Annotated in this window: 22 protein-coding genes; all 22 read right to left on the minus strand. The window is 35.4% G+C overall.

All coding sequences use genetic code 11. The features are described from left to right. Window positions 1-28: 28 nt before the first annotated feature. Window positions 29-1,423: a sugar transferase gene (locus ML462_RS00105; RefSeq protein WP_240711700.1), complete on the minus strand. Its 1,395-nt coding sequence runs from the start codon at window positions 1,421-1,423 to the stop codon at window positions 29-31. A 37-nt stretch (window positions 1,424-1,460) separates the two neighbouring features. Next, window positions 1,461-2,471, minus strand: a complete 1,011-nt coding sequence (locus tag ML462_RS00110) for a glycosyltransferase family 4 protein (RefSeq protein WP_240711701.1) — start codon at window positions 2,469-2,471, stop codon at window positions 1,461-1,463. Continuing rightward, complete coding sequence (locus tag ML462_RS00115; protein WP_240711702.1) at window positions 2,471-3,484, minus strand: glycosyltransferase family 4 protein; 1,014 nt, start codon at window positions 3,482-3,484, stop codon at window positions 2,471-2,473. The genes ML462_RS00110 and ML462_RS00115 overlap by 1 nt, the downstream gene beginning before the upstream one ends. Continuing rightward, window positions 3,441-4,805, minus strand: coding sequence for an O-antigen ligase family protein (locus tag ML462_RS00120; protein ID WP_240711703.1), 1,365 nt, complete (start codon window positions 4,803-4,805; stop codon window positions 3,441-3,443). Before ML462_RS00120 ends, ML462_RS00115 begins: the two co-directional genes overlap by 44 nt. Continuing rightward, window positions 4,802-5,845: a glycosyltransferase gene (locus ML462_RS00125; RefSeq protein WP_240711704.1), complete on the minus strand. Its 1,044-nt coding sequence runs from the start codon at window positions 5,843-5,845 to the stop codon at window positions 4,802-4,804. Before ML462_RS00125 ends, ML462_RS00120 begins: the two co-directional genes overlap by 4 nt. Further along, complete coding sequence (locus ML462_RS00130; RefSeq protein ID WP_240711705.1) at window positions 5,842-6,948, minus strand: glycosyltransferase; 1,107 nt, start codon at window positions 6,946-6,948, stop codon at window positions 5,842-5,844. The genes ML462_RS00125 and ML462_RS00130 overlap by 4 nt, the downstream gene beginning before the upstream one ends. Continuing rightward, complete coding sequence (locus ML462_RS00135; protein ID WP_240711706.1) at window positions 6,948-7,751, minus strand: class I SAM-dependent methyltransferase; 804 nt, start codon at window positions 7,749-7,751, stop codon at window positions 6,948-6,950. The genes ML462_RS00130 and ML462_RS00135 overlap by 1 nt, the downstream gene beginning before the upstream one ends. 20 nt (window positions 7,752-7,771) lie before the next feature. Beyond that, window positions 7,772-8,758 (minus strand): glucosamine inositolphosphorylceramide transferase family protein, encoded by a 987-nt coding sequence (locus tag ML462_RS00140; RefSeq protein ID WP_240711707.1) that lies wholly within the window; start codon window positions 8,756-8,758, stop codon window positions 7,772-7,774. Next, a complete protein-coding gene (locus ML462_RS00145; protein WP_240711708.1) occupies window positions 8,755-9,771 on the minus strand; it encodes a glycosyltransferase family 2 protein in 1,017 nt (338 codons plus the stop codon). Before ML462_RS00145 ends, ML462_RS00140 begins: the two co-directional genes overlap by 4 nt. Then, a complete protein-coding gene (locus ML462_RS00150) occupies window positions 9,768-11,309 on the minus strand; it encodes a glycosyltransferase family 2 protein (protein WP_240711709.1) in 1,542 nt (513 codons plus the stop codon). Before ML462_RS00150 ends, ML462_RS00145 begins: the two co-directional genes overlap by 4 nt. Before the next feature lie 21 nt (window positions 11,310-11,330). Next, a complete protein-coding gene (locus ML462_RS00155) occupies window positions 11,331-12,479 on the minus strand; it encodes a glycosyltransferase family 4 protein (RefSeq protein WP_240711710.1) in 1,149 nt (382 codons plus the stop codon). A gap of 4 nt (window positions 12,480-12,483) precedes the next feature. Continuing rightward, window positions 12,484-13,353, minus strand: a complete 870-nt coding sequence (locus ML462_RS00160; protein ID WP_240711711.1) for a hypothetical protein — start codon at window positions 13,351-13,353, stop codon at window positions 12,484-12,486. Then, window positions 13,353-14,672 carry an MBOAT family O-acyltransferase gene (locus ML462_RS00165; protein WP_341481560.1) on the minus strand — a complete coding sequence of 440 codons (1,320 nt, stop codon included), beginning with the start codon at window positions 14,670-14,672 and terminating at the stop codon, window positions 13,353-13,355. Before ML462_RS00165 ends, ML462_RS00160 begins: the two co-directional genes overlap by 1 nt. Before the next feature lie 102 nt (window positions 14,673-14,774). Continuing rightward, on the minus strand, window positions 14,775-16,193 hold the full coding sequence (locus tag ML462_RS00170; RefSeq protein WP_240711713.1) for a glycosyltransferase family protein: 1,419 nt from the start codon (window positions 16,191-16,193) through the stop codon (window positions 14,775-14,777). A 40-nt stretch (window positions 16,194-16,233) separates the two neighbouring features. Next, window positions 16,234-17,955, minus strand: coding sequence for an asparagine synthase (glutamine-hydrolyzing) (asnB, locus tag ML462_RS00175; protein ID WP_240711714.1), 1,722 nt, complete (start codon window positions 17,953-17,955; stop codon window positions 16,234-16,236). Continuing rightward, entirely contained in the window at window positions 17,955-18,647 is a 693-nt protein-coding gene (locus ML462_RS00180; RefSeq protein WP_240711715.1) for an acylneuraminate cytidylyltransferase family protein, read from the minus strand. The genes asnB and ML462_RS00180 overlap by 1 nt, the downstream gene beginning before the upstream one ends. Beyond that, complete coding sequence (gene neuC, locus ML462_RS00185; protein ID WP_240711716.1) at window positions 18,647-19,804, minus strand: UDP-N-acetylglucosamine 2-epimerase; 1,158 nt, start codon at window positions 19,802-19,804, stop codon at window positions 18,647-18,649. The genes ML462_RS00180 and neuC overlap by 1 nt, the downstream gene beginning before the upstream one ends. Window positions 19,805-19,834: 30 nt before the next feature. Beyond that, a complete protein-coding gene (locus ML462_RS00190) occupies window positions 19,835-20,827 on the minus strand; it encodes an N-acetylneuraminate synthase family protein (protein WP_240711717.1) in 993 nt (330 codons plus the stop codon). 3 nt (window positions 20,828-20,830) lie between these two features. Continuing rightward, complete coding sequence (locus tag ML462_RS00195) at window positions 20,831-21,706, minus strand: hypothetical protein (RefSeq protein ID WP_240711718.1); 876 nt, start codon at window positions 21,704-21,706, stop codon at window positions 20,831-20,833. A gap of 8 nt (window positions 21,707-21,714) precedes the next feature. Further along, window positions 21,715-22,791, minus strand: coding sequence for a glycosyltransferase family 2 protein (locus tag ML462_RS00200; RefSeq protein ID WP_240711719.1), 1,077 nt, complete (start codon window positions 22,789-22,791; stop codon window positions 21,715-21,717). Window position 22,792: 1 nt separating this feature from the next. Further along, the gene (locus tag ML462_RS00205; RefSeq protein ID WP_240711720.1) at window positions 22,793-23,944 is read right to left on the minus strand and encodes a glycosyltransferase; all 1,152 of its coding nucleotides are present in this window, start codon (window positions 23,942-23,944) and stop codon (window positions 22,793-22,795) included. Between the two features lie 6 nt (window positions 23,945-23,950). Continuing rightward, window positions 23,951-24,973, minus strand: coding sequence for a glycosyltransferase family protein (locus ML462_RS00210; RefSeq protein WP_240711721.1), 1,023 nt, complete (start codon window positions 24,971-24,973; stop codon window positions 23,951-23,953).

Raw genomic sequence — 24,973 nt, forward strand, 5'->3', positions numbered from 1 at the left:
TAATTGGGAATTTTCAACTATCAATTAATCATTGTCCTCTGAAAAATATTACCGTACTTAAAGTTTTCAGTATAATACTAAGGTCCAGGAAAATCCCCCGGTGCTTGATATAATAAAGATCATACTGAAGTTTTTCCAGGCTATCATCATGACAATCACCATAATTTGCCATCACCTGTGCCCAACCGGTTAGACCAGGTTTTATCACGTGCCTGGTTTCATAAAATGGTATAAGTTCTGATAGTTTTTTTACAAATACAGGGCGCTCTGGCCTGGGGCCTATCATACTCATGTCTCCCATAAGCACGTTGTAGAACTGAGGTATCTCATCCAGCCTGGAACGTCTTAGGAATTTACCAAATTTGGTGACACGGTAATCATTCTTTTGAGCGAATTGAGGACCTGAAGCTTCAGCATCTTTTCTCATTGTTCTGAACTTCACTATATTGAAAATCTTTCCGTTCTTCCCTACCCGCTCCTGTTTATAAAACAACTTCCCGCGATTTCCGTAAAGATTGGATATAAGAATGAAGGGAGTAACAAGAAATCCAAAGGTAATTCCCAGGATCGCCACGATAATATCAAATACCCTGAAAATAAGTAAGTAGAACTTATTTTGATTACTTCTGCTAAAAGGGAAATACCTGTAAAAATCTTTATCCACATTCTGTACCGGTATCCGCATGGTGATCTCTTCATACACCTGGGTATAATCCCTAATAGGGAAGCCCTTTTTAAGCAATTCACTTAATTGATTATAAAGCGACAACATAAGTCCCTTTTGGTACCCACTTGCTACAACTATTTCATTGATATGATGGTCTATTATAGCTTGCTGCAGATCTTCCACTTCGAAACGCAACAATTCCGACCTGTCGAATTCCGTCTTAAATTTCTGATCTGTATTGATATAACCGGCAATAATATAATTAGGATCTGTCTTTTGAAGGGACTCTGCTATCAATTTAATATCGAAGGAATCACCAACCACCAGAACTCTTTTATAAAACCTAGGAGAGGATATCAAACTGATATAAAGAGACCTCCAGACCAATAATGCCCCTGCTACCGAAAGAAAAAAGAACAGGATTTGCAATCTGTTCTCAGGCAAACTCGGAGTAAAAAATGGCGTGAGCATGTAGAAAAGTACTGTTAGGCTAGTAGTTAACAGTACATTCTTTAAAACACTGTCAAACCGATCGGCCTTCTGCAGGTCGTATAGCTCAAATATATTTCCGAAGAGGTTCAGGTAAATAAGAAATACCAATGTCCAGACCCAGTTATCACTGTCTATCCTGAAATAATCAAAATTAAAAATGATTCCTACCACTGCCAGGGCAAGCAAAACTGAGACCATATCGAATAACCTCAGTAAGACTTTACGTTCAGATATTTCGAAATGGAATAGGGGCTTCTTAGACATTTCTGATCAGCTTATCGGTACGGCTAATATAAAATTTTTAACCTAGCAATTCTATCCATTCAGCTTTCACTTTATCCCAGTCGAATTTTTCAACCGATTTTCTCCCATTCCGGCTCAAACCTTCTGCAAGCTTGGCATTACCCAATAACCTTTCAATAGCTATCCTCATGGCTTCAGAATTCTTAGGTTCGACTAGTAATCCATTTTCTCCATCATCAATAAGGAAAGGTATGCCACCAACATTTGTGGAAACTATAGGAAGGCCAAGGGCCATGGCTTCCATTACACTAACCGGGGTATTGTCGATATTGGTAGTATTGATGAAAATATCGTAATCTTTGGACAGCCGGATCCAGTCTTCTTTATCGAGTTTTCCGGTAAATACAACGGGAAGGTTTTTCTTTTCCACAAGTTCTTTAACCTCCCTGAAACTACGATCCTTTTCAGGACCTACCATATACAATTCTGCTTCCGGATAATTCTTTAATAATCCCTCTAGTACCTCAACCGCCAGTATTGGATTATAGATTTCGGCAAAGGACCGCACCCAAAAAAGTTTTGGAGACACAGAATTCCTTAATTTAAAATCATATTTAGAAAGCTCAATAGTATTGGGAATATGCTGAAGATTTTGAAGATTAAGGACTTCCAAATGATTCATCAGAAAATGAGAAGGTACCACACAAGCCTGAGCATTTTGAAATATTTTAAGGATTGATTTAGATGCTTTTTCCAATCTGAACTTAAGGTTTCCTCCGTGTAATATAAAAATATAGGGGATGGATAGCCTTCTGCAAAGGAGTCCGCTCAAAACGGCATACCAGAAATTGCTTGTACTATAGGTATCTATTAGAACTATATCCCTGGAAGAATAGTTTTTAAGTATATTCCAGAGCATATCAAGTAATCTTCGCGGTTTATTCTTTATTGAGGACACTGCTTTCAACTTAAAACCTTCTGATTCTAATGCCGGGCTTAGGGTGTCTATACTGGTTGGAGAAAACCCATGTTTTTCAAGTTTATTACCAATATAAAGTATCCTGCTCATTACCTAAGCACCTTATTCCATTCATCTTTTACTACCTCCCAGTCAAAAAGTTCTACCTTCTTCCTGGCGTTCTGGCATATTTCTGTTCCCTGGCCTGGATTCTCAATGATATTTATAATAGCATTGGCCATCGCCTTATCATCGGTCTCCCCTACCAGAATTCCGTCATGACCATTTTCAATAAGGAACGGCATTCCACCTACATTGGTACTTACCACACCAAGTCCAAGGCTCATCGCCTCAATTACACTTATAGGGGTATTATCCACTGAAGTTGTATTGATAAAAAAATCATAATTCTTTGAAAGATCGGCCCAGTGTTTTTTCCTCAATTTCCCCGTAAACCTAACCTCCAGGTTATACTTTTCAGCCAGCTTTTTACAGCTTTTCATCGTCCCGTCTTTTTCCGGGCCAACCATGCATAAACTTGCATTTGGATAGGATTGTTTAAGGATCCGCAAAACTTTCAAAGCCATAAACGGATTATACCTTTTCTGAAAGCGTCTTACCCAAAGCAGCTTAGGCCTGAATTCTGTTCGCTTTTTGAATGGATAATTTTCTGCCTTGATCGCATTGGGAATGATCTGGGTATTTTCAAAACCGTTTGATCTGAAAATATCAAATAAGAACCTGGAGGGTGCTATATTCACTTTTGAATTTCCAAAAAGACTCCGACTCAATTTCCTCGAATTCTCCAGCCTTTCCGGTAGATTTCCTCCGTGCAGAATAGGGATATATTCCAGGCCGAAAAGATCACAGGTTTTTCCAACCAGGTATGCATAATAGAAATTCATCGCTCCGTAGGTATCAATAAGCACGATATCAGTCTCATTTTTATGCTTTGCGATCAATCCTAACATTTCCGCTAGCCTTAAGGCCTTATTGTTTCTGGTGGAGGCAGTTTTGACTTTATAGCCCTCTTTCCTAAGCATCTTACTAAAAAAGGAAATATAGGTTACCGTAAAGCTATCAACCTGTAAGTCGTTTCCTATGTACAGGATTCTTTTTTTCATCTACTATATATAATAAGGCTAACCCATATACAAATGCCGGTAAAGCAATACGCATCGCTGAGTGATTAATGGTCATAAACCAGAATGTAACAAAAGCCAGGAAATAATAATTATTTTTAAATTTGAACCAAAAGGTTATTGGAACTATTACAATTATGCACAATGCTATAATTCCCAGGACACCATGTTCTGCAAGCAATCTGCTTAATTCATTATGGGTTGCTATTCCAATTCCCAAATTTTCTTCCCGGTATTCTTTTCCCTTACCCACTCCTATTCCTGTAATAGGATGATGGTAAAATGCGCTTAATTCTGTTTCAATTAATTCTACCCGCCCAGTTGTAATATCATCTTCTACCTGTCCTAGAGCGTTTCGATTGGTGTATCTGTTGCCAATTAATCCTCCTGTCTCCAAGGAGGTGAAAATCCATACTATCGTAAATATTACTACAACCCCTATAATTTTTAAATTCGTTTTTCGAACAGCTTTTAGATTTTGTTTAGTATAAAAGAAAATCAGAAAAGCAATAATACAAAGAATTGCAGTTACAATCCCCCCCCTAGAAAAAGATACTACCCCTCGATAGCCCACCATAATTAATAAAAGTGAATCTATAATATTAATTCTAAAGGATTTTATTGTGAAAAGTCTTGTCGCCAATAAAAATACCGCAAGTCCCATTACCGTTGAGATTTGATTCGGTCCAAATCCCCCTGTAGACGCGTAATTTCCCGAAAAACTAATTCGAACCTCATCTAAACTTGGGGTGTAGAAAAGAAGATAAACTGCTTGTGCAATTATGGGCATAAGCAACATTAAAAAAACCCTTTGAAAATCCTCCTTTTTAATTTTTTTATAATAGCAATATAATGCAGACACACCCAAACATACCGGTCCGGCTAGATTAAAAGCTACCTGTTTCCTAAATTCAAAATCATAACTCATTGTAAAAGTTACCATAACTACTCCAGGAAAAAGGATCAATAAATATATCCAGAAAGGCACAGTTTTAGAACTTGCACCCTTAAAAAACATTCCTATTACCAAGAAAACAATTACAGCATATTTGCCTGTTTCATAAAATATAACAGCACTTGTTTGTCGAAAAAAAACTTCCCCACCTGCAATATATGCTGCAGCCATAAGTGCTTCGTTACCTTTATTTTTTCGATCGATGATAACAAAAAGAAATGAACTAATTATACCTAATAAAACAAATTTAGCTAGGGACGGAACAAGATAAATCAATAAACCGTATCCAAAATGTAGTATTAACATTTTGAGATAAAATTGATTATTTATTTTATCAAATTTGGTCATAAATTCAAACAGAATTCTAAATAGGTCGGAATAACTTTTTCTGACGAATAATGATCAAAAATTCCATTTTTGAAATTTAAGGAATCTCTTAGATATCTTTCTTTATTAGTTAAGTATACTTTAATCGAATTCGCTAAAGCTCTATAATCATTAGTGGAAACAACTTGTCCATTATCACCTATGACATCACTACAGGCACCAACATTGGTTGAAATCACGCTAAGTCCCGCTACACCGTATTCCAATAAAGCTAAAGGTAAACCTTCCGATTTCGAACATAGTATACCAATGTTCATCTTACTTAGTATTGGTTGTGGGTCTATAATCCCACCATGAAAAATCACATACTGCCTTTTTTCAAACTCTTTTATTAAAAATGATGAATATGAATCATTTAAATCAACTCCTATTATATGTAATTTTATTCCTATTTCCTCGTATACGAGATCACAGGCTTTCAGTAGGATTGGATGATTTTTTACCGGTTTGAGATTAGCTAAACAAACCAGATTATTAAATTCCCTAGCCTTAGATTGTTTTCCTTCTGTAAAAACCACAAAATTAGGAAGATTCAAAGACTTACTACAATTTAGATGACGGTCTGCCCAAATACTCAAATCATGATTTACTGAAATAATACCATTAAAATTAGATGAGAATAATTTTAAAATACTTAAGCGATATAGAGGCATATTTTGAGAATCACCAAAGTGATTATGCCATATTATTTTTATTCTGGCTCCAGCTAGTTTAGATAGAACTGCAAAAAACCAAGATGTACCGTGTGCATGTATTATTTCTATTTTATTTTCCCTGATATAGGTCCGAAGTTTATGTAAAGCCACGAGATCTAAAGTATTCTTCTTTTTAATGTGTTTATAGAAAACCCTTGATTTTAATAGATCTACAAAATCTCCTTTTTCACGGGTAGTTACCAAAAAGGATTCATGACCAAATTCAACTAAAGAATTAGCGAAGTTAACTGCAGTCCTTTCTGCTCCACCTATGCGAAGTGTATCAATTAACTGAAGAATCCTCATAGTAAACCTTTAATTTCTGAACTCAATTTTTCCAAAGTATATTTCTGTGACCATGCCTGAGCCTTGTAAGACATTTTACTTAATTTATGAGATGCTCTTAAATATCCAGCTATTTTTTCAGTAGCAATTACAACTTCTGGCTCAATTAGAATTCCTCTTTCACCATTACCTAACATCCAAGGAACGCAGGAAATAGGTGTTCCTATTGGCACGCAACCAAAAAACATTGCTTCGGCTAAGGCTTTAGGCCAGCCTTCGCTTTTGGATGGTAGTATAGAAAAATGTGCTTTTCTATATGCCTCTTTAATTATTTCAAAGTTTTGATTACCATGAAGAATGATCTCATTTTCAAGATCATTTTTTGTAATATAATCGTTGACCTCATTAAACATTTCTCCATCACCATAGATATCTAAGCTTAGTTCATGACCTTTGTTTAGCAGTGCTTGAACAATCTTCACTGCTAATAGAGGCCTTTTCCCCTTAGTAAGAGCACCTAAAAACAAAAAATTGAATGGAGCATTAAAATCTTTTTTAAAATTTCCAATGCTGGAATTGGAAAAACTAGATGTGAAAAAGGAGGATACATTTCTGCCCTGATCCGGCCAATCTCCATAAACCAGAACCCGGGCATTCCGAGTGAGGAATTCGTTAGCTAAAATTAACTTCTGTAACTTATAGCTCCAAGGTTGAAGAGACTCATTATCCCAATTACCTGCATACTTTACGGTTTTTGATTTACCAGGAAAAAAAATCTGTAAAAAACAGGCTAAAAGTCCAATATTTCCTGGACAACGAATATGCAAATGATCGGCCTTCAACATTATTTTGAATATTCTAAATATTATGCCAGGCAATTTGATCACTGAATTTAAACTATTCGTGAAGCTCGTGAAATTTAAGGTTTTAAGAGCTAAAAATTGAATATCAGATCTCTCATACGCCTTATCAATTCTATCATACGAATCTTTGACCGGGGCAATAACAGTAATATTTTCAACATGTTCGAACCAAAGATTCATTTCTCTAACATATGGTGAATATGAAGAAAGAGTTCCTTCCTGAAGATAATGTTCAGCATGTGTAAATACTGCCAGTCGCATTAATTGGTTTTGAATTGCATTAGCATAGTTAACTGCATGCACTGAAACATATGCCTATCACTATCTTTTGAAAAACTGATATCCTCTTGATGCCATTTTTTGCTTATAGCTGATTTTTTTTCGGCTGATATTGGCAGACCATTTATTAAGAAAAGCCACTTTGTCTTTCCTAAAACCGCTTTTCTCTCCAGAATTTCAAAGTTTTCAGCATATTTATAATATACCTTTTTAGAAAATGGCCACTCCCAGTCCTTATCGCTTTGAAAAGGTCGGTATAACTTGCGTACCGTTTTTACTGGAAGACTCGTACTCAAAGGATCATAACTAATAATTTGACCATTGGGTTTCATTTTTTCCTTCAGCTTAATGATCAAATCATCAGTATCCTTAAAATGATGCAGAACCCCATAGGCATAGATCAGGTCGAAGTCCTTTTCCTTGAAATCCTCTGATAAAAAGTCAACTGCATAAACCCTGGCATGAGGAAATTTATTTAAACGCTTGCTAAGGTGATCTATGGCTCTTTCACTAAGATCAATGCCAACATATTCTTTCGAATTTTCAGCTAAGTGAAAAGAGAGTGAATTACCTTCATAACATCCGAGATCCAATACCTTCTTTTCCTTAAGTTCCCCCAGCCACTTTAAGTGAAGCTGGTGTATCTCTTCCTCAAGACCAAGCTCTTTCCGGAAAGAATTAAGTGTCCTGTTCCTTATAAAATACCAGAATCTGGTGACAAGGTTTTTTTCCTTATTCTCATAGAAAGCCTTCTGCCTCTTTATCATTTCATTACCTGCTTTCATGGAAATAGCTTCAAAATAATTTATCTGAATAAATAGTTATAAAGATCGCTTAAATTATACTTTATAGAGGAGATAATTGTAATATCAAATTCGTCATCATATCCTTCATCACCATCATACACCAGATAAAATCCTCCATTCAAAGAATTCACATTCAAATGATGCATCCCCCTATCAAACCACCTAATTGAATCAGATCTAAATAATTGGTTTTCTATTAATTTCTCGAATTTATCAAAATCTAATTTATACAATGAAACGCCTGAGCCATAACCTTCCGTATTATTCTGAAAAGGCAAATACCATTCTCCTTCCACAGAAAAAAAATTTCCCGCTGGCCTGATTTCATTCCCTTTTTGAATATTAAATGAGAGGTCTTCCTCCCAATCACCAAAAAGACTATCACTTTTAAATACCCGTTGTTTGTAGTTATCGTCGATTCCTACGATCAGGTTTAAATTATCCGAAACTAAAAGGGCCGGATCTTTTAAACTTATATTGGAGATAAGAGTATCTCTTAATTCCCATTTTTCAGGAAAATCAACCGATTCATACAAAACTACGTTATTGATAGATGCCGATTCGGGTAAAATATATTTTTTATTTCTATACTCAAAAACCTGCGGAAAAGAAAGATGGAAGGGCTCTTCAATTACAATTCCTTCAAATTCATAATTGTACCCGTCATTGGAATGAAACAAACCTATTTTCGCAGGTCCTTTCTTTTCTTGATGTTCAAAAAAAATATAAAAATTATTTTCCTCAAAATATAGAAATGGATCAGCAATAAACCGTGTATTACCGATGGTTATGGAGTTCAAAGTGTCTCTTTTTAAGATATTCGATCTTGATGGAACAAGCTTTTTTAGTGGATCATCGGTTTTCATAAAACCAATTGACCAGCCTTTGCTTTTTGAAACGAGAAAAGGATATCTGTAATTAAAGATTAGCAAAACCCCTAAAATAAAAAGGAAGAATAAGACAATATATTTTTTCCTTATAGTCATTTTTTAATTTTAGGCTTCGAAAAAATAAGACTTACAAGTCCTGCACTTCTGCCCAATGATTCATTAAATGATCGTTTGTGATCTTTTGAATTTAATATATTGCTGAATCTTATAATTAAAAGCAGTAAATTTATGATATTCCATTTAAAACTAGCCTTTAAACCTGGTTTAGGATTTTTTACCTTCCAAACATAAAACCCATTCCTTATCATCATTTTCCCGTATTTAAAATGATCAGGCCTTCCTGATGCCTCATGTAAATGATTAACTTGAGCGGCTGTGTTTACATATAACTGACCGATCCTGGATGCCCGTAGGCAAAAATCCATATCTTCATACAAACCATATCCTTCAAAGTATGCTGAAAAACCTATTTGTTGAAATAGTTCCTTCTTATATGACCCAACTCCGCCCATAAAGAATTCAACTTTATAAGATTTACCGGAAGGAGGTAAAAAACTGGTGGAAAGACCATGGGAAAATTCAGGCATATAGCCCGGTGGGTGATCAGATAATAGACCTAATCGCTTTCTTAGGTAATTCCGCTGTCCCAGTTTTCGAATATACTCATCCATTTCAAATTCATCGGCACTCAGAGTATAAGTTTCCGAAACTTTTCTCCATTGAGTTTCATCCTTTATCCAACCTCCTACTGCGATCGCATCCTGCTTTTCTAAATAAGTCTTTATCAATTCCCGAAAATACTCCCGTCCCAAAACAATATCGTCATCCAGGAAACAGATAACATCCACATTTCCACTATTGGTTATCCCGAAATTCCGTTGCCTGGTTAATCCTCGATCTTTATCCTCAACCTGGAAATACTGTAGATTAGGAAATTTCCTGTTCTCCAGCATTTCTTTGGTTTCAGATCCAATAGAACCATCTACAATAATTATCTCGTCCGGATAATGGCTCTGAACTTCAACAGATTCCAACAGTCTTTTTAAGGAATCAGCCCTTTCAAAAGTGCAAACAACCAGACTAAAAGTAAGTTTATTTTCATTTTTCATGAACCAATGACATCAACCCGCAATTCATCGCACAATTCTTCACTCTTTTTCCATCGTTTCTGCATAAGCCTGTAATACCTTAAAGGGTTTTTGATCGACTGTTTTCTATAGAATTTCAGGAATAAAGCAGCTTTATAGCCTCTTATCATTTCCTTTGTATAATGTTTTTTAATAAGATACATCATAGTTGGAGATGGTTTAGGTTCCACAACTTCTTTGTCCCATTCATTGATCCCGGTTGACCTGAATCCCCCTCGCTCAGCTTTTAGATGTGTAAAACTCAACCTCGGATGGAATATTATATCACATCCTTTTTCCCTTAATTGTAATCCAAAATCAAGATCTTCCCCAAACCCAAATTCCAGCACTTCATCAAATTTACATTGCCTGGCCAGGCGGGATTTGACTATGGATGTACCTGAACCGAAGGCGCCCCATTGTTTTATTTTTCGGAAAACCACTTCTTCTCCTGGCTGTAAACATGCCAGGTTAAGTGCATCAACCTGAAGCCTTCGCAATTCTATCACTGATTGCTCCAATAGGTTATTTGGAAGCCTGATATCATCGTCCGCTAGAAAAACCCATTTTGAACTAACCTCTTTTAATGCCATGTTTCTCGCATTACAGGCTCCGGTTTGATGTATGAATTGGTGTATAACAATGAAGGGCCAATCTTCCTGTAAAAAATCAAGTTCCGATTCTGAGGATGTATCAGGATTTTGCTCGATCAGGATCACTTTTGCTGGAGGAAGAGTCTGTTCCTTTAGATCCTGGAGCACTTGTTGAACATACTCTGGTCTCCCCAATGTAGGGATCACAACATCTAAATCTTCCTTAAGGACATTCTTTGTTTTTTTAATTTCGATCTCGCCAAGTTCAAGCTGAGCCTGAAAATAATTGGTCTTCAATAGTCCAGAAACCAATTTCTTAAGCGGTATTTCCTTTCGGTATTTTTTAAAACAATACGATAATACCCATAACCATTCTTTCTTGTAATGCTGGCCAACAAAAGCGAACAAATCAGAATTACTGGCCTGAAACTCGAGTTCCTCTCTATTTTCTAGATTTACTAGTCCGGGATCGGAATAACACAAAAGCGAGTTTTGCTGTCCAATTTTAGCTATTGAATTGATTAGATACCCAAAACCCCTTTGATCTTTTAAAAGCTGCTGAAATTTTATTGCTGTTTTTCCAAAGATTCCACCAACGTCTGTACTCATTAACCAGGTAGGATACTTTGCACCTAAATGAGGATTGATGAATGGAAGTTGATCTATATAACCTATTTCATCTGAAAAATATCGTGACCTGATAGCATAAGAGGTCATGATATTCTGATGCTCGAAGTGTTGCTTGAAATAAGGTCTATTCAGCTTTTCGAAGTGGCTTTTTTCAACCCATACTAGTATTTCACCTGAATAATTCTGTGCAAGCTCCCAGAATGCTTCCACAAGTGAATTGCTTCTTATCGGCAACTCTTGCTCTTCCCGAAAAACTTTGTCAAAAATTTTACCTTCCTGGTGTATCAAATAGATCATCTGGGACCGAATTAATTCAATCTAATTTTTCTTCTTTTCAATAAGTTCCTGATAGAACTGAATATTTTTTTCCGCTACCAACCTACTTGCAAATTTCTTTAGAACCTGTTCTCTGGCTGCTCGCCCCATTTCTTCTGAAAGCTCGGCATCTTCAAGTAATTCCAAGATCCTGCTTGCATAAAGCTTGTGATTTCGAGGATCTACCATATAACCGGTTTTCTGATCTAACATTACTTCAGGTGCCCATCCGATATTTGAGGTAACTAAAGCTTTCTCCATAGCCATAGCCTCAATCCAGGTCATAGGAAGAGCTTCGGCAAAACTGGGTAAAACAATTACACTTGCTTTTTCTATTTCTTTTCGAACCATTGAATAGTCCAACGATCCAACATATTCAGTTCGTTTTAAAGCCTCCTCGCTTAGCTTTCTCTTAAGTAGTTCCAGTGTAGAAATTTTTTCAAAAATATCAATTACATCTCTACCGGCCAGTATCAATTGTGCATCTGGTTTTTCCTGAATCAGGTTATTGAAGATCTCTGCCAATTCCAGCACACCCTTTTTCTGTATGAGGCTGCCAAAATATAATATTCTGCCTGTCTCCGGTTTTTTAGTAGAGGGCCGAAAATTTTCTACTTTAATACTATTTGGAATTACTTTATAAGATCTTTCCAGATCAAAGAGCTGCATGGTTTTTTTCCCGGTAAAATCGCTAACGGATAGAATTGAGTCTGCATTTTTAAGAGCGTTCTTTTCGAAAAGTCGGTTTTTGTACTTCTGTTGTCTCTCCTCCAGCTCGCAGAAATAGCCGTCACTACCGTTCAACCTGATCACATGTGGAATACAAAACTTCATAAAAGCTGTAATTCCGGTCCAATCAGGGGTTTCCAAGATATCAATTTGTTTCTCTTCAGTAAGCTCATTGATTATCTTTTCAAGATGTTTCCGGTAAAAATACCAGCCACCAAAAGGATATTTTCGCTGTTTTATAAGGTAGAATTGAATACCATTTTCAGAAAAATTCCGGTCGATTTCCTGGCCAAAAATTAGAACACTTACCTTTTCATCTTTTTCAACCAATGTTTCAGCCAAATTACGAATACTGGTGCCCAATCCTCCGGAAGGAGTACTTCGTTCATGTGGATATTCAGGAGTTAAGAAAGCGATGTGCATTACTCTAAAAATTATAATCAAATATTAACTGCTCTGTAAAGGCTTCGGCACCTTTATCATTCAAATGTCCACAATCATAAAAATATTCCGCATTGTTATCAAAAAGGTCATGATAATTTCTATAATTTTTAATCTTTCCGGCTAGACCCAAAGATATTTCTCTATTTTGAATATTTTGACAATAAGGAGCGGTAAAAAAATAAAGCATTCCACTTGGATATAATTTTTCCAAACCTATAACCTTGGAATTTTGATGTTTTAATGAATCGGGAAATTTGCCCCTTACAGCCAGTCCTACACCTTTAAGTGGCCTATAACCAATATTAGTATTCCTTCCATTTTTTGTTTGAAGCAATACACTAATCAATTCTCTTACTCCTAAGACTTTTTCGTTCCTCATATACTTATAAAATGGGATCCATTTATAGTAGCCATATTCATCTCTCTTCGAAAACACATGTTCAACGAATGCTTCATCCAAATAAGGAGCTAAATTTGCTAAAAAATAAGGGCTATAGTTTTCAAAATTGTAATTGTAGTCAATTTGAAAAAAAATAGTATCAAAAGTAACTCCGTTTGATTTATTGATTTCAGCCAACATTTTCATGTCCGCTAAATTTGCACCAGCAAAACCTAGGTTTACACAAGTTTTTCCAGTTAACTTTTCTATTAATTCACAATTTATATGTCTTTCGATTCTCGAAGATCCATAAAATCCAATATCATAATGTTGGTCCTTCAATTTGAGTTCATTCTGCAATTTATTCCGGGGATGCCCATTTCTATATAATTCAGTATAAATCAAATCCAAGAAATACATTAACCCATATGTAAATAGAATTATTAAAATTAAATATTTTAAAAATCTTTTCATTAAAATTGAAAATATATGAATTGCTTATAATCAAAAAACTTACCCATTACAAGCGTAATAAAAATTATGAATAGGATTTTTAGGATTCTGAATTTACCAGAGAATGGATGTTCACTATTTTTATGAAACCATTCAAATATCACAAAAAATAATATTAGACCAATTAGCTCAATATTATACCTCTCAATAGAAAGATAAGTGATTTTAAATTCCTGGTTTTGAAAAATTCTCATGAGATAATCAATCGCCTCATAAACATTTTTTGATCTGAAAAATACCCATGCCATGCAAACCATCGAAAATGTAAAACAAATCTTGAGAATGTTGGAGATATTAAGTACCAGAGGACCTGAAACTTTACTATTACTAGGTTTTAGAAAAAAAACGGGTAAAAATAAAAATGCATGTATACCTCCCCATAGAATAAAAGTCCAATTGGCTCCATGCCATAATCCACTTACTAAAAATACAATTAAGATATTTCTTATAGTGAATATCATGTTCATCTTGGAACCACCCAGCGGAATATAAAGGTAATCGCGAAACCAGGTTGAAAGGGAAATATGCCATCGTTTCCAAAATTCACTGATATTCCTAGAAAAATAGGGATAATTAAAATTTCTCATCAACCTGAAACCAAATAGTCTTCCCGTTCCTATTGCGATATCAGAATAACCCGAAAAATCGCAATATATTTGAAAAGCGAAATAAACGGTTCCAAGTATAAGAGTTAAACTATTGCTGTTATCGTAGTTTTCAAAAATTACATTTGTATAGACTGCAGCATTATCAGCAATCACAACCTTTTTAAAAAGCCCCCAGATCATTAAGTTAATTCCGGAAATGGCCAATTCGCTATTAAATTTCCTTGGAATTTCAAATTGTGGTAAAAGACTTGAAGCCCTTTCAATTGGCCCTGCAACTAATTGCGGAAAGAAGGAAACAAATCCGGCAAAGTTTATAAAATTTCTTGTTGGTTTTAATCCTCCCTTCCAGATATCAATAGTATAACTTAAGGTTTGGAAGGTATAGAAAGAGATCCCAACCGGTAGAATGATATTTAGGGTTTCAAAATTGACATTGAGTCCAATTTCTAAAAAGGATGAAGTTATTGCTGAAATGAAAAAGTTATAGTACTTAAATATTGCAAGAACTCCAAGATTGAAAAATATACTTAAACCAAGAAAAAAATTTCTGGTTTTCCTCGATTTACATTTTTCAATATGGATTCCTGTAAAAAAATCCACCAGGGTGCTAAGAAGAATTAAAAACAAAAACCTGTAATCCCACCAGCCATAGAATACATAACTGGCTAACAAAATTAGAATATTCTGATACTCTTTTGAGGACTTGAAAAAGAACCAATAAAAGATAAATACTATTGGCAGAAATATGAAGAAAGTTATGGAATTGAATAGCATTTAATCCTGTTTTTTACTAAGATTTTTATGCTGTCGTTTTAAAAGCACCTCAATTTTCCGAACAATTGTTCTCGAAGAGGAATTTATATTATTAACTTGATAAAACCACTTTTGAGAATTTTCAATTACAGTTGATCCACCATACTTCATCTGGGAGTAAATTATTTTCCCAATATCGGTTTTTTCATTGATCCAGTAAACTGATTCTTTATTTGGCATTGACTTAAAATGGGTATAAGAATATACTTCCCTTATATCCTTTTTTAAATTTTCAATTTGTGGTAAATAATTAATATATGCGCATGGTTTTCCTTTGGCTGCATAATCAAATACCATTGAAGACCCTACATTTATGACCATGAATGTATGTTCAACTATATTGGTTTGTAAAAAAAGATCTTCTTTTTTTGGTATTGCCTGATTCCAATAATCCCCCCTTGTTTCCCATTTTGGTTCAATACTTACAATCAGATTTTTATACTTCGTCAATATTCGGTTATAACGATTAGTAAAATCTACTGGACATCTTCTGAAGACGATACCAATATTAGTTCCTTTCTTATTTAACCTTTCTACTGCTTCGGCAACATCATTTAGAAATAATTCATCATGGGGGGAAGTAGTAATATCATCACCAGAAAAACACAAATATTTTTTATCAATGTCTAATCCATATTCTTTAAAAAAATGATTTTTGGCTATTATTCCTGACTTATCGTAATGTATTTCAAATTGAGGGGTCCCAGTAATTTCCACCTGGTCCTCTGTTATATGTGGATAATACTTTAACAACTCATCCTTCATATAATCGCTCCAGACGAAATAATAATCAGTTTCCAGCACCTTAGTGGCTTTGGGAAGATTATCCCATGAAAAAATGAAACATGAAGTAGGTACTTCTAGATCCTGGGCAGCAGTAATAATTGAAACAGCATTTACCGGCCTTTGACTAGTGCAGAAAACCATATCAGGCTTTTCCGCACATAATATCTGCTTGCAGTAATTGTAATAGGTAGTTCCCCTCTCCGATTCCTTCATCATTGCCCTAATTCTGGTTAATCCCTTTTCAGAATTATATATACTTATAAGCAGATCGACCAAAAGATTCTTTATCTTATTCTTCAAACCCACACTTGCCGGAGAAAACTTGAACTTCTCAAATACAGTATCATTGAATTTTCTTTGGAAAAGATCCAATTCAATATTTATTTTAGCTCTTTTAAGGAGATCTGTTTTGAAAGAAGGTTTTGGATCTAATATTATTTCCTTCAAACCTAAATCCTTCAGGACCAAAGGGGTCATATTAAGAAATATAAGCTCCCAGCCTGAATTTCTCACTTCCTCGGGGAATCGGGAATAAATAAAATTTCGTAAGCCAACTCCATCTGGAATGACTACTAAAAGTTTTTTTGAACTCAAATTCAGATTAGATTAATTAAGACTCTCCAAATATAAAAAACTAAACATCTTCCTTAATATTGGTAGCTATTAGACTTGCATTAATCCACTGCCATAGAAAAAAGCTATTACTTTTTTCTCCCGCCTGATATTTTCTTAATTCACCCATGATCTTATCATGATCAAACCATGAACTAAAAGTAGAAGTTTTCAAACTACTGAGGCTTCCTTGCACAAACCCTGAGAGCTCATTTCCTAACCATTCTCGCTGTGGGGTTTGCAAAGCTCTTTTTGGGGCCGCTGAAATCTTATCGGGAACATAATCTTTTATTATCTCACGTAAAAGATATTTTTGGACTCCTCCCTTTATCTTTAAAGATACAGGCAGTGAGAAGGCTAGTTCTACCAGCCTATAATCCAGAAAAGGTTCTCTAAGTTCTGTGCTATAGGCCATGGAAATACGATCGTTAAATCTTAATGCTCGAGGTAATTTGGTATAGAAAAGATCTCGGAATTGTAAATTTTGCAACTTATCAGTGAAAGGCTCAGGATAATGCGGTTTCTCTGAGAATTCCTGAAATTCCTTTTCCAAAACATATGATTTAAAACTTTTTGATTTTCCTGTTCCCTGCACTAGGGAAAAATCCTTTTTATTATAATAATCATATCCAGCCCACTGTTCATCCATTCCCTGGCCGTCTAGCAATACTTTAACCCCAAGGTCCCTGGCCTTTTCAAATATTTTTGCATATGCTATTGTGGGAACCCCTCCAAAAGGTTCTTCCTGGAAATTAGCAATTAGTTGTGCGTATTCGGGCACTTCTTCGGGTAAAAGCTTTACTTTTTCTAAAGGATTACCTGTTTGAGAGATCATTTTTTCTACCCACGGCAATTCATCATAACGTTGGTCTCCAGTGTAAAAGCTAAATGCCGTTATTTTTATATTTTTATGATGAGCATTAACTAGAGATAACAGTAAAGAACTGTCTATTCCTCCACTGATATTAAATCCAACCTCAACATCCGCTCTGAATCGTAATCTAAGAGATTCTTTAAGTATCGACAGGTATTGTTCCTTTATGTCCGATTTGCAAAATTCTGGAGCCAAGCTCTTTATACGATCTGGAAAATCGTACCATTTTCTGATAGATAATTGTCCTTCTATATATTCTATGAAATGCCCCGCTGGCAATTGTTCTATTCCCTCAAAAAAAGTCTCCCAAGGGAGTCCATTTGATCCAAAACAAAAGTAGTTTGCCCATACCCTTTTATTGGGATCTGCGGGTTTTACCGTCCTTATTGCCTTTATCTCACTTGCAAAAACAAATTTAGAAGATCCTTTGTGGTAGTAGAAAGGTTTGACTCCGAAACGATCTCTGGCCGCGAACATTTTTTTATCCAGACTGTCCCATATAGCGAAGGAAAACATACCATTTAATTTATTTAAGCAATCCTTACCATAGATAATGAATGCGGCAAGTAATACTTCGGTATCTGAATTGGTCCTGAAAGAATATTTCGTCCCTATTTCAGATTTCAATTCCTTATAATTATAGATCTCTCCATTAAAACTCAGGTGATACCTTCCAGAGTTATCTGAAAAAGGCTGGTTGGCATGCTTGTTAAGGTCGATAATAGAAAGACGATTGTGGCCTAGTACTGCAAATCCTTTATCCCTATAAATTCCTGAGGAATCTGGTCCACGATGTTGAATGGTTTTTAGCATTAGATTCATCTCATGTTCCTTAATTCCAGCACCTAATATTCCTGCGATCCCACACATTATTTTAACTTCCTAATAATTTTTTCTGCTCTCTCCCAGTCCGCCTGGGTATCGAGATTAACATGCTCCTGACCCATATTTTCTATAAAACCAATTCTTTCACCGTAGAGCGAATTTTCCTTTAGTATGACCTCCGTCCTAGTTAGGTAAATTGCTCCATCCCTATAATATGACTTTGGCAGGTCCTGTCTTCGAGTAATGATATTTTTCTCACCGGTAGCAATCTGAAGTTTTCCTTTCTTTTCCTCAAACACCCAGTGCGGGTTGAATTCGTGAGGGACTTCTCGTACGCTTATTAGAGAATCGTACTCTCCCGATTCAAATTCCCTGATCGCTTTATCTATAAGTCCGTAAGTTCTAAAAGGTGTGGTTGGTTGTAAAAGGCACACTGCCTCAAAATGTTCATTAAACTTTGTGTAATATGAAAGAGCGTGTTTCACCACATCTAAGGAAGGTGTATCATCTTCACTAAATTCGGCTGGACGGATAAAAGGAATTTCTATACCCAGGATTTCACCTTTTCTTATGATCTCATCAGAATCTGAACTTAAAACACAACGAGTTATTAAATTGGATTTTAGCGCTGAATCTATGGTGTATTTAATAAGTGGCTCACCTCCAAGCTTTTTAATGTTCTTACCGGGAATGCCTTTACTTCCACCCCTTGCTGGTATAATCCCAAGAATTCTCATTAATAACTAATGGTTTTGCTAAAACTAAGTTCAGAATTCGCCAGGATTTCTGCAATTTTCTTTCCAGCCTCCCCATTACCGTAAATCGATGATCCCGGATATTTATCTGAATATATTGCATCCTTCATCGCCTTATAAATTTCCTCCCTGTGATGGGGTACATCATTCACATTTTCGCCACGTATCCTTCGATTTTGACGTTTCCCTATATTAACTACCGGTACTCCAAGATAAGAGCATTCTCTTATTCCTGCGCTCGAGTTTCCAATAAGGGCTTTAGAATGTTTCAGTAACCTGAGAAAATCGAGAGGATCCATATTCTTAAAAAAATGAATATTCTTAGGTTTTCTCATTTCCCTGTAACTCCTGATCCCATTCGAGGTGCCATCTGATCCCGCATCAACATTGGGCCAGAACCAGAAGACCGGATAGCCTAAATTATCCACTGCTTCAAGGGTTTCGATAATATGCTCTCTAGCTTTCTGATATTCAGTGGTCACGGGATGTTGCATTACAACTACGTAGCCCTTCTTCCAATCCAGTTCTTCTCCAACCCCACCGTATTTTTCAATGGGATCAAAATTGAGTTTGTCTTCACTGCATATCTCTTTTACCAGATCAATGGAAGGACAACCTGTATTGATAACTTTCTCAGGATCTTCACCAAGTTTAATCACTCTTGCTCTTGCATCCTCGCTTGAAACCAAGTGAAGGTCGGCTAATTTGGTATTGGCATGCCTTACTTTCTCGTCTATGCTTCCTGTAACCTCTCCTCCCTGAATATGTACTAAAGGAATATTCTGATAGGCCGCGGCAATGGATGTTGCTATAGTTTCGAACCTGTCCGCAATTGTTACTACCGCATCAGGTTTAAGGTTATAAAAGACGTTGGTTAACTCCATCACCCCTATGCCGGTAGTTTTTGCCATGGTAGTGGGATTTTCCCCTTCTAATACCATAAATACCTTTGCTGCTGCACTAAAACCGTCCCTTTCTATGAAATCTGCAGCGTTTCCGTACCTGTCCAGCAATGCAGACCCGGCAATTACAAGCTGAAGATCCAAAGAGGGATGAACTTGAATTGCAGCAAGTGCCGACTTAATGCGACTATAAGAAGGCCGGGCAGTTACAACAATACAGATCTTACGCTTTTTCATAATCCTTGAGATATGGAACAATGTAAAAATTTAAATATGATCATGTTTTAAAAAAGACCATTTTTTAATGTCCTTGGTCAATGCCTTCCCTATAACGTTTCGGAATTCAGCCGCATTGATACCATAATTTTTAGGCTTTTTTGCCTCCAGGTCTTCAAATTTTATTTTATCCCCCTTTTTCAAACTCTTATTTACTGCCAGAGATTTTTCAAATATTTTCTTTAAGTCTGTAAATTGAGAATTATCAGTTTTATCTATAGGATTTTTTAATGCTTTATCTATATTCTTCACAGCTTCTACCAAATTTTTCACTTCGTCAATCTCTAATGACGAAGTTGCATCGGGACCAAAACTCTTTCGGCTAAAAACGGCATGAAATTCCAGAATCTCAGCACCCAAGGCCGCAGCTGCTATACAGGTTTCAGGTCTAGCAGAATGATCCGAATAACCAATGGGAACCATATACCTTTCCCTAAGTTCCTTAATAACATTCAAGCCATAATTCTCTGGCTTTGTTGGATATGAGGTAACGCATTGAAGTATGGAAAAATCAACACCTTTTTCCATTAGGAAATTCACCGTATCATCCAGCTCCGTAAAGGAACTCATGCCTGAAGACAAAATCAAAGTTCTACCGGTAGCAGCAATTTTTTCAAGAAGTAGAAAATTATTCACCTCTCCAGATCCAATTTTATAACGCTTAACTCCAATTTCCTCCAATAAATCTACCGCGGCATTGCTAAATGGTGATGCTAAGAACTCAACTTCATTTTCATCACAGGTATTTTTGATGATTTTCCATTCTTCAAGATTAAATTCCATTCTTTTCCAATAATCGAATCGTGTTTTATCCTGTTTTGAAAATTTTATTCGAAAAGGTTCATGTACACTGCTTTCTGCCTCTGCGATATGCACCTGGAATTTTATGGCATTTATGCCAGTATTCGCCAGTGCTTTTATATATGCTAATGCCATCCCAAGACTGCCTTCATGAGCCTGACCTATTTCAGCGATTATAAACATAAATTAGACTTTTAAAATAATATTGATTGCTCCTGCCATTAATTCCTCGTCCTTATAGGCTTTAAAATCATGATGCAAATTCAGATTTTTGAACTTTCTATAATATTCTGAATTTATATCGGGCACCTCATAACCAACATGAATAATCTCTAAATTCAATTTATTAAAGATATTTAAATATTGAGGCAACCTCAACCTGTTATGATAATCAAATCTAGTGTGCTTCTTTTTCCATTCATGTTCTGAATACTTTAAAAAATCCTGAAGGGATAACTCTTTGTCTACATATGCTCTGTGGTCTCCTGGGGAAATCATGTGGATAATAAAAGAACCGGCTTTTAGTTCGTTTTTAAACTTGAGATGCATGGCTTCTATAACCTCTGGTCTTACATGCTCAAGCACAAAGCGTGAAAAAATAAGGTTGCGGTCGGTTAAATCATGATCCAGAATATTGCTATTAGGAAAATATCTGATTGAGGATGGTAGCGCATACTTTGAATTTTTATCCGGATTAAGCTTTACTTCAAATTCTTTAGAAAAAACCTCATTAAGCTGTTCAATATTCTTCTTTTGATAATGGCAATGTAGATCAAATGTTTCAATGCTTTTGGCATTAGATAGAAAACTAAAAAAATAAGGCATTAATGGCAGCCAACCTGACCCTATCTCAGCAACATGCCTATTCTCAATAGATATTCCTTTTTTTTGAGTTATTTCTAGAAATGTCCTGAATGAATTATGGGAAGACCTGACCTTAAATTCAAGACTTTCCTTACTCAAAAACTCCTGTACAAAATGGTAGATCTCATTTCCCGATCTTTCAGGAAGAAAACCTAGTAGTTGAAAAAAGAGGTTTTTGAATCTGAGTTTTAAAGACATATGAAAAACTAAGAAAATTTTATAGCTACCTCTATGTCCCTACCATTATCAACTTTTATAGTATAGGGTACATTCCTATAAAAAGAAATAAGGTGCAACAATATCATATCTTTCACTTCCCTTAAGGTGTAATATTCCGGAACTTTCTTTCCCAGCATTCTTTTTACTTTATACTTTTTTGAATTTTCAAATAGATCAGGTTTAAAACTAATTTTAATGATTCCCTCATTTTTTACCGGTAACATTCCATATAAAACATCTTCCACCTGTCGTTTTTCGTTAGTGATTTCCATTGAAACTTCAGAATTTTCAAGAAGCTGGAAATCTTCCCTGCCCATTATTTCACCCCAGCCGGAAATATTAACTTTTGTAGCCTTATTTGAAATAGCATTTTTAAGATGCTGATGATTCAAAGGTAGAATTCCAGAAAGTTGTAAGTCTGCAATTGATTCATTATTCTCTAGCTTCTGAAATGATTTGTGCCACTGGTGCAAGAGTAATAATTTCTCATCATAATATTCAACCTCATTACCAGCATTTTTTAATCTAATATGCATATCGGTATCTTCCCCTCCCCAGAAATGATAAAACTCGTCAAACCCATTTAAATCCTTTAACTGAGCAACTGGAAAAAGACTTAACCCGGTTGCTTCATTAGTACTTGACCTGTAATCTGAATATTCACTAAAGGCTTTGACTTTCCTGCTTTCTGAAGAACTTAAATAACCTACCTGAAAATAAGTGGTCTGGCCTGTTTTTGTCAAATTATTAGCAATTTCCAGGAATTCAGGATGAAAAATAATATCTACATCTGCTACAAAACAATATTCTGTATCCAAATATCTAATTACTGAATTCAGGGTCCTGCTTTTATTCCAGGGTTGATGCCTGGTATAGTGATATTGATAGTGAACAAACGAATAATCCAAACATAATTCTTTTACGATCTCAGAATTAATTTTGGAAGAACCATAATCAATGAAGTAAACCTTAAAGTTCTTATGAGTCTGCCCTTCGAGGGATCGAAATAAAATTTTTATTCTTTCCGGGTCTCGATTACGATATGGAATTAATATTGAAATCAAATTATTCTGCTAATTCTTTTTCGATGTAATTATACTTTTCCAGAACAGAAGCCCTAATAAGGTCCCTATCAAACTTTGGCCTTAAGAACTCAATATTATAATTTTCAGCCTTTTCTAATAGCAGTGCATCACCTATAGCTTCTTCAATTAACAAAGTTATTTCCAAAACATATTCCGGGTCATTGATTAAAAAACCGTTTTTTCCATCTATAATAAGTTCTTCTGTGGCGCCCCCAGGATTGGACTGAATTGGAAAAGCGCCCATAATGATTGATTCGATCAAGGTATTTGGAATCCCATCTGATGCGCTATTACCAATATATATAAGTGAATCCCCCATAAGAGTTAAAACTCTGTCGTTATCAATCTTTCCCAAAACGGTAAAATTACTCCAGGTACCCAATTCAGATGTTGATATGAATTCAACTACCTCTTCATCTGCCCCAAAAACAATTAAATCAAAAAGATTTAATTTATCCTTCAATTTCATTATTGCCATTAATACTTCAATACACCTCCCATGTTTCCCTTGATACCCCTTGATAAGGATCTTTTTACGTGTGTTACGAGGCCTCAATAATTTATTTGTTTTTTCAAGATCGTATCCTCCCCTTCCCGGAAATACTCCTAAAAATTCACCGTTAAAACCAAAATTAAGTGCCAAAGAATAATCCCTCTGACAATCTGTGAACAAATAGTCCAGATGAGGAAATACCTCCATCATTTCTCGTTTTTCTTTTTCAAACCTGCTGTAGTAGTATATATCACTGCCCCATGAAGAATATATCCATTTAATCTCTTTATAGTTTTTCATTACTTGAAAAATTGGAACCGCAGATAAATACATTACAAAACTATGAACGACATCTGGCTGAATTTGTCGCACTAATTTTTCGAAGATATTACTTAAAGATCGTTCATTATATGTATTTATGAACTTGTTTAAGCCCGGTAATTTTTTTTTAATAAAATACCGTCCCGGATAATCAGCCTTATATCTCCATCCAACAATTTGCTCAACAAAATCTATGTTATTTACAATAGTTCTTGAGTCCTTCACATCTAACCAGAAAACTTCATGGCCTGCTCCTTCTAACTGGTTAACCCAATTAAAGAAATGACTGGAAAAAATAGATACCATTAATATTTTCATTGTAGGCTAATAATAAATTCTGGGATATTTTTTCATCAATCGCTTAGGAAGCCTGCAATAATGCAAAAACAACCTGTTTATCAAATAAAGTCTAAGGATCTTTTTGAATAATTTATTCTTTAAGAAATATTGAAATCGGCTTTCTTCATTAAATGATATTTTCTCAGGAATAACAGGACTGGGCTCATGTACTCTCCTATTATCACTTTGCATCCAGTCTTCCCAGACATTGCCCATATGATAAGCATAATTATTAAAGGTGGTTAATTTCCATAAACCATGTTTCATCGCCGCAGCATCCAGATATTTCTCACTGGTACCACCTAACCGAAATGGCAAATACCTGATAATATTCTTAAAAAGTTCTTTTCTGTAAGTAGCAACAAAATGGCCCGAGCCAATACAAGCTTTTAAACCATTATTTTCAATACAGAGTATAGAATCAAAATAGAAATGATCTTTATTAATATTCCATCCAATGCTTTTATAAAATTTCCACATATCCTCAGGATCTGCCACTTTCATAAATTTCAAATTACGGTTCAGGATGTTATCAAAAATTGTATTAGTACAATAATTGGAAAACATATTGAATTGTGGCACCAGACCAACTGTTCCTGCTTTAGGGAATGCATTGAAGACCTTACCAGTTTCTTCCTGCCAGCCCTGGCAAAAAAACACATCACTATCAGCTACTGTTACCAGTGGGACATCATAACCCGTCAGGCCTTTCAGAATAGCATTTAATTTACCAATATTAACCGTGTTGATCAACTCATGAATTACCCCTTTATCTAAACATTTTTCCAGAAACTTTTTAACTTCTATACAACTGCCATTGTTGATTATGGAAATAAAGGTTTTATCGTCAACTGTCTGACATAAAGAATCCAGGCATATTTTGAAAATCCTGAAACTGTCCTTATAGTAATCCTGAAAATGAGGTATATGCACAGGGATTACCACATGATGCATATAATCAGGTTTTTCTAATTCTTTATCTTTTTCGGGATTAAGTCCTACACGCAT

This window comes from Christiangramia lutea (assembly GCF_022489035.1).
In the GTDB taxonomy this organism is placed as follows: domain Bacteria; phylum Bacteroidota; class Bacteroidia; order Flavobacteriales; family Flavobacteriaceae; genus Christiangramia; species Christiangramia lutea.

What these genes read in the sequence shown, in the direction of transcription:
- ML462_RS00155 (WP_240711710.1), bottom strand. Translation starts at nt 12,479, where the DNA reads ATGCACATCGCTTTCTTAACTCCTGAATATCCACATGAACGAAGTACT.
- ML462_RS00195 (WP_240711718.1), bottom strand. Translation starts at nt 21,706, where the DNA reads ATGTCTTTAAAACTCAGATTCAAAAACCTCTTTTTTCAACTACTAGGT.
- ML462_RS00140 (WP_240711707.1), bottom strand. Translation starts at nt 8,758, where the DNA reads ATGACTATAAGGAAAAAATATATTGTCTTATTCTTCCTTTTTATTTTA.
- asnB (WP_240711714.1), bottom strand. Translation starts at nt 17,955, where the DNA reads ATGTGTGGGATCGCAGGAATATTAGGTGCTGGAATTAAGGAACATGAG.
- ML462_RS00190 (WP_240711717.1), bottom strand. Translation starts at nt 20,827, where the DNA reads ATGTTTATAATCGCTGAAATAGGTCAGGCTCATGAAGGCAGTCTTGGG.
- ML462_RS00205 (WP_240711720.1), bottom strand. Translation starts at nt 23,944, where the DNA reads ATGAAAATATTAATGGTATCTATTTTTTCCAGTCATTTCTTTAATTGG.
- ML462_RS00150 (WP_240711709.1), bottom strand. Translation starts at nt 11,309, where the DNA reads ATGATCTATTTGATACACCAGGAAGGTAAAATTTTTGACAAAGTTTTT.
- neuC (WP_240711716.1), bottom strand. Translation starts at nt 19,804, where the DNA reads ATGAAAAAGCGTAAGATCTGTATTGTTGTAACTGCCCGGCCTTCTTAT.
- ML462_RS00135 (WP_240711706.1), bottom strand. Translation starts at nt 7,751, where the DNA reads ATGAAAGCAGGTAATGAAATGATAAAGAGGCAGAAGGCTTTCTATGAG.
- ML462_RS00210 (WP_240711721.1), bottom strand. Translation starts at nt 24,973, where the DNA reads ATGCGTGTAGGACTTAATCCCGAAAAAGATAAAGAATTAGAAAAACCT.
- ML462_RS00105 (WP_240711700.1), bottom strand. Translation starts at nt 1,423, where the DNA reads ATGTCTAAGAAGCCCCTATTCCATTTCGAAATATCTGAACGTAAAGTC.
- ML462_RS00110 (WP_240711701.1), bottom strand. Translation starts at nt 2,471, where the DNA reads ATGAGCAGGATACTTTATATTGGTAATAAACTTGAAAAACATGGGTTT.
- ML462_RS00115 (WP_240711702.1), bottom strand. Translation starts at nt 3,484, where the DNA reads ATGAAAAAAAGAATCCTGTACATAGGAAACGACTTACAGGTTGATAGC.
- ML462_RS00120 (WP_240711703.1), bottom strand. Translation starts at nt 4,805, where the DNA reads ATGACCAAATTTGATAAAATAAATAATCAATTTTATCTCAAAATGTTA.
- ML462_RS00125 (WP_240711704.1), bottom strand. Translation starts at nt 5,845, where the DNA reads ATGAGGATTCTTCAGTTAATTGATACACTTCGCATAGGTGGAGCAGAA.
- ML462_RS00160 (WP_240711711.1), bottom strand. Translation starts at nt 13,353, where the DNA reads ATGAAAAGATTTTTAAAATATTTAATTTTAATAATTCTATTTACATAT.
- ML462_RS00145 (WP_240711708.1), bottom strand. Translation starts at nt 9,771, where the DNA reads ATGAAAAATGAAAATAAACTTACTTTTAGTCTGGTTGTTTGCACTTTT.
- ML462_RS00130 (WP_240711705.1), bottom strand. Translation starts at nt 6,948, where the DNA reads ATGCGACTGGCAGTATTTACACATGCTGAACATTATCTTCAGGAAGGA.
- ML462_RS00180 (WP_240711715.1), bottom strand. Translation starts at nt 18,647, where the DNA reads ATGAGAATTCTTGGGATTATACCAGCAAGGGGTGGAAGTAAAGGCATT.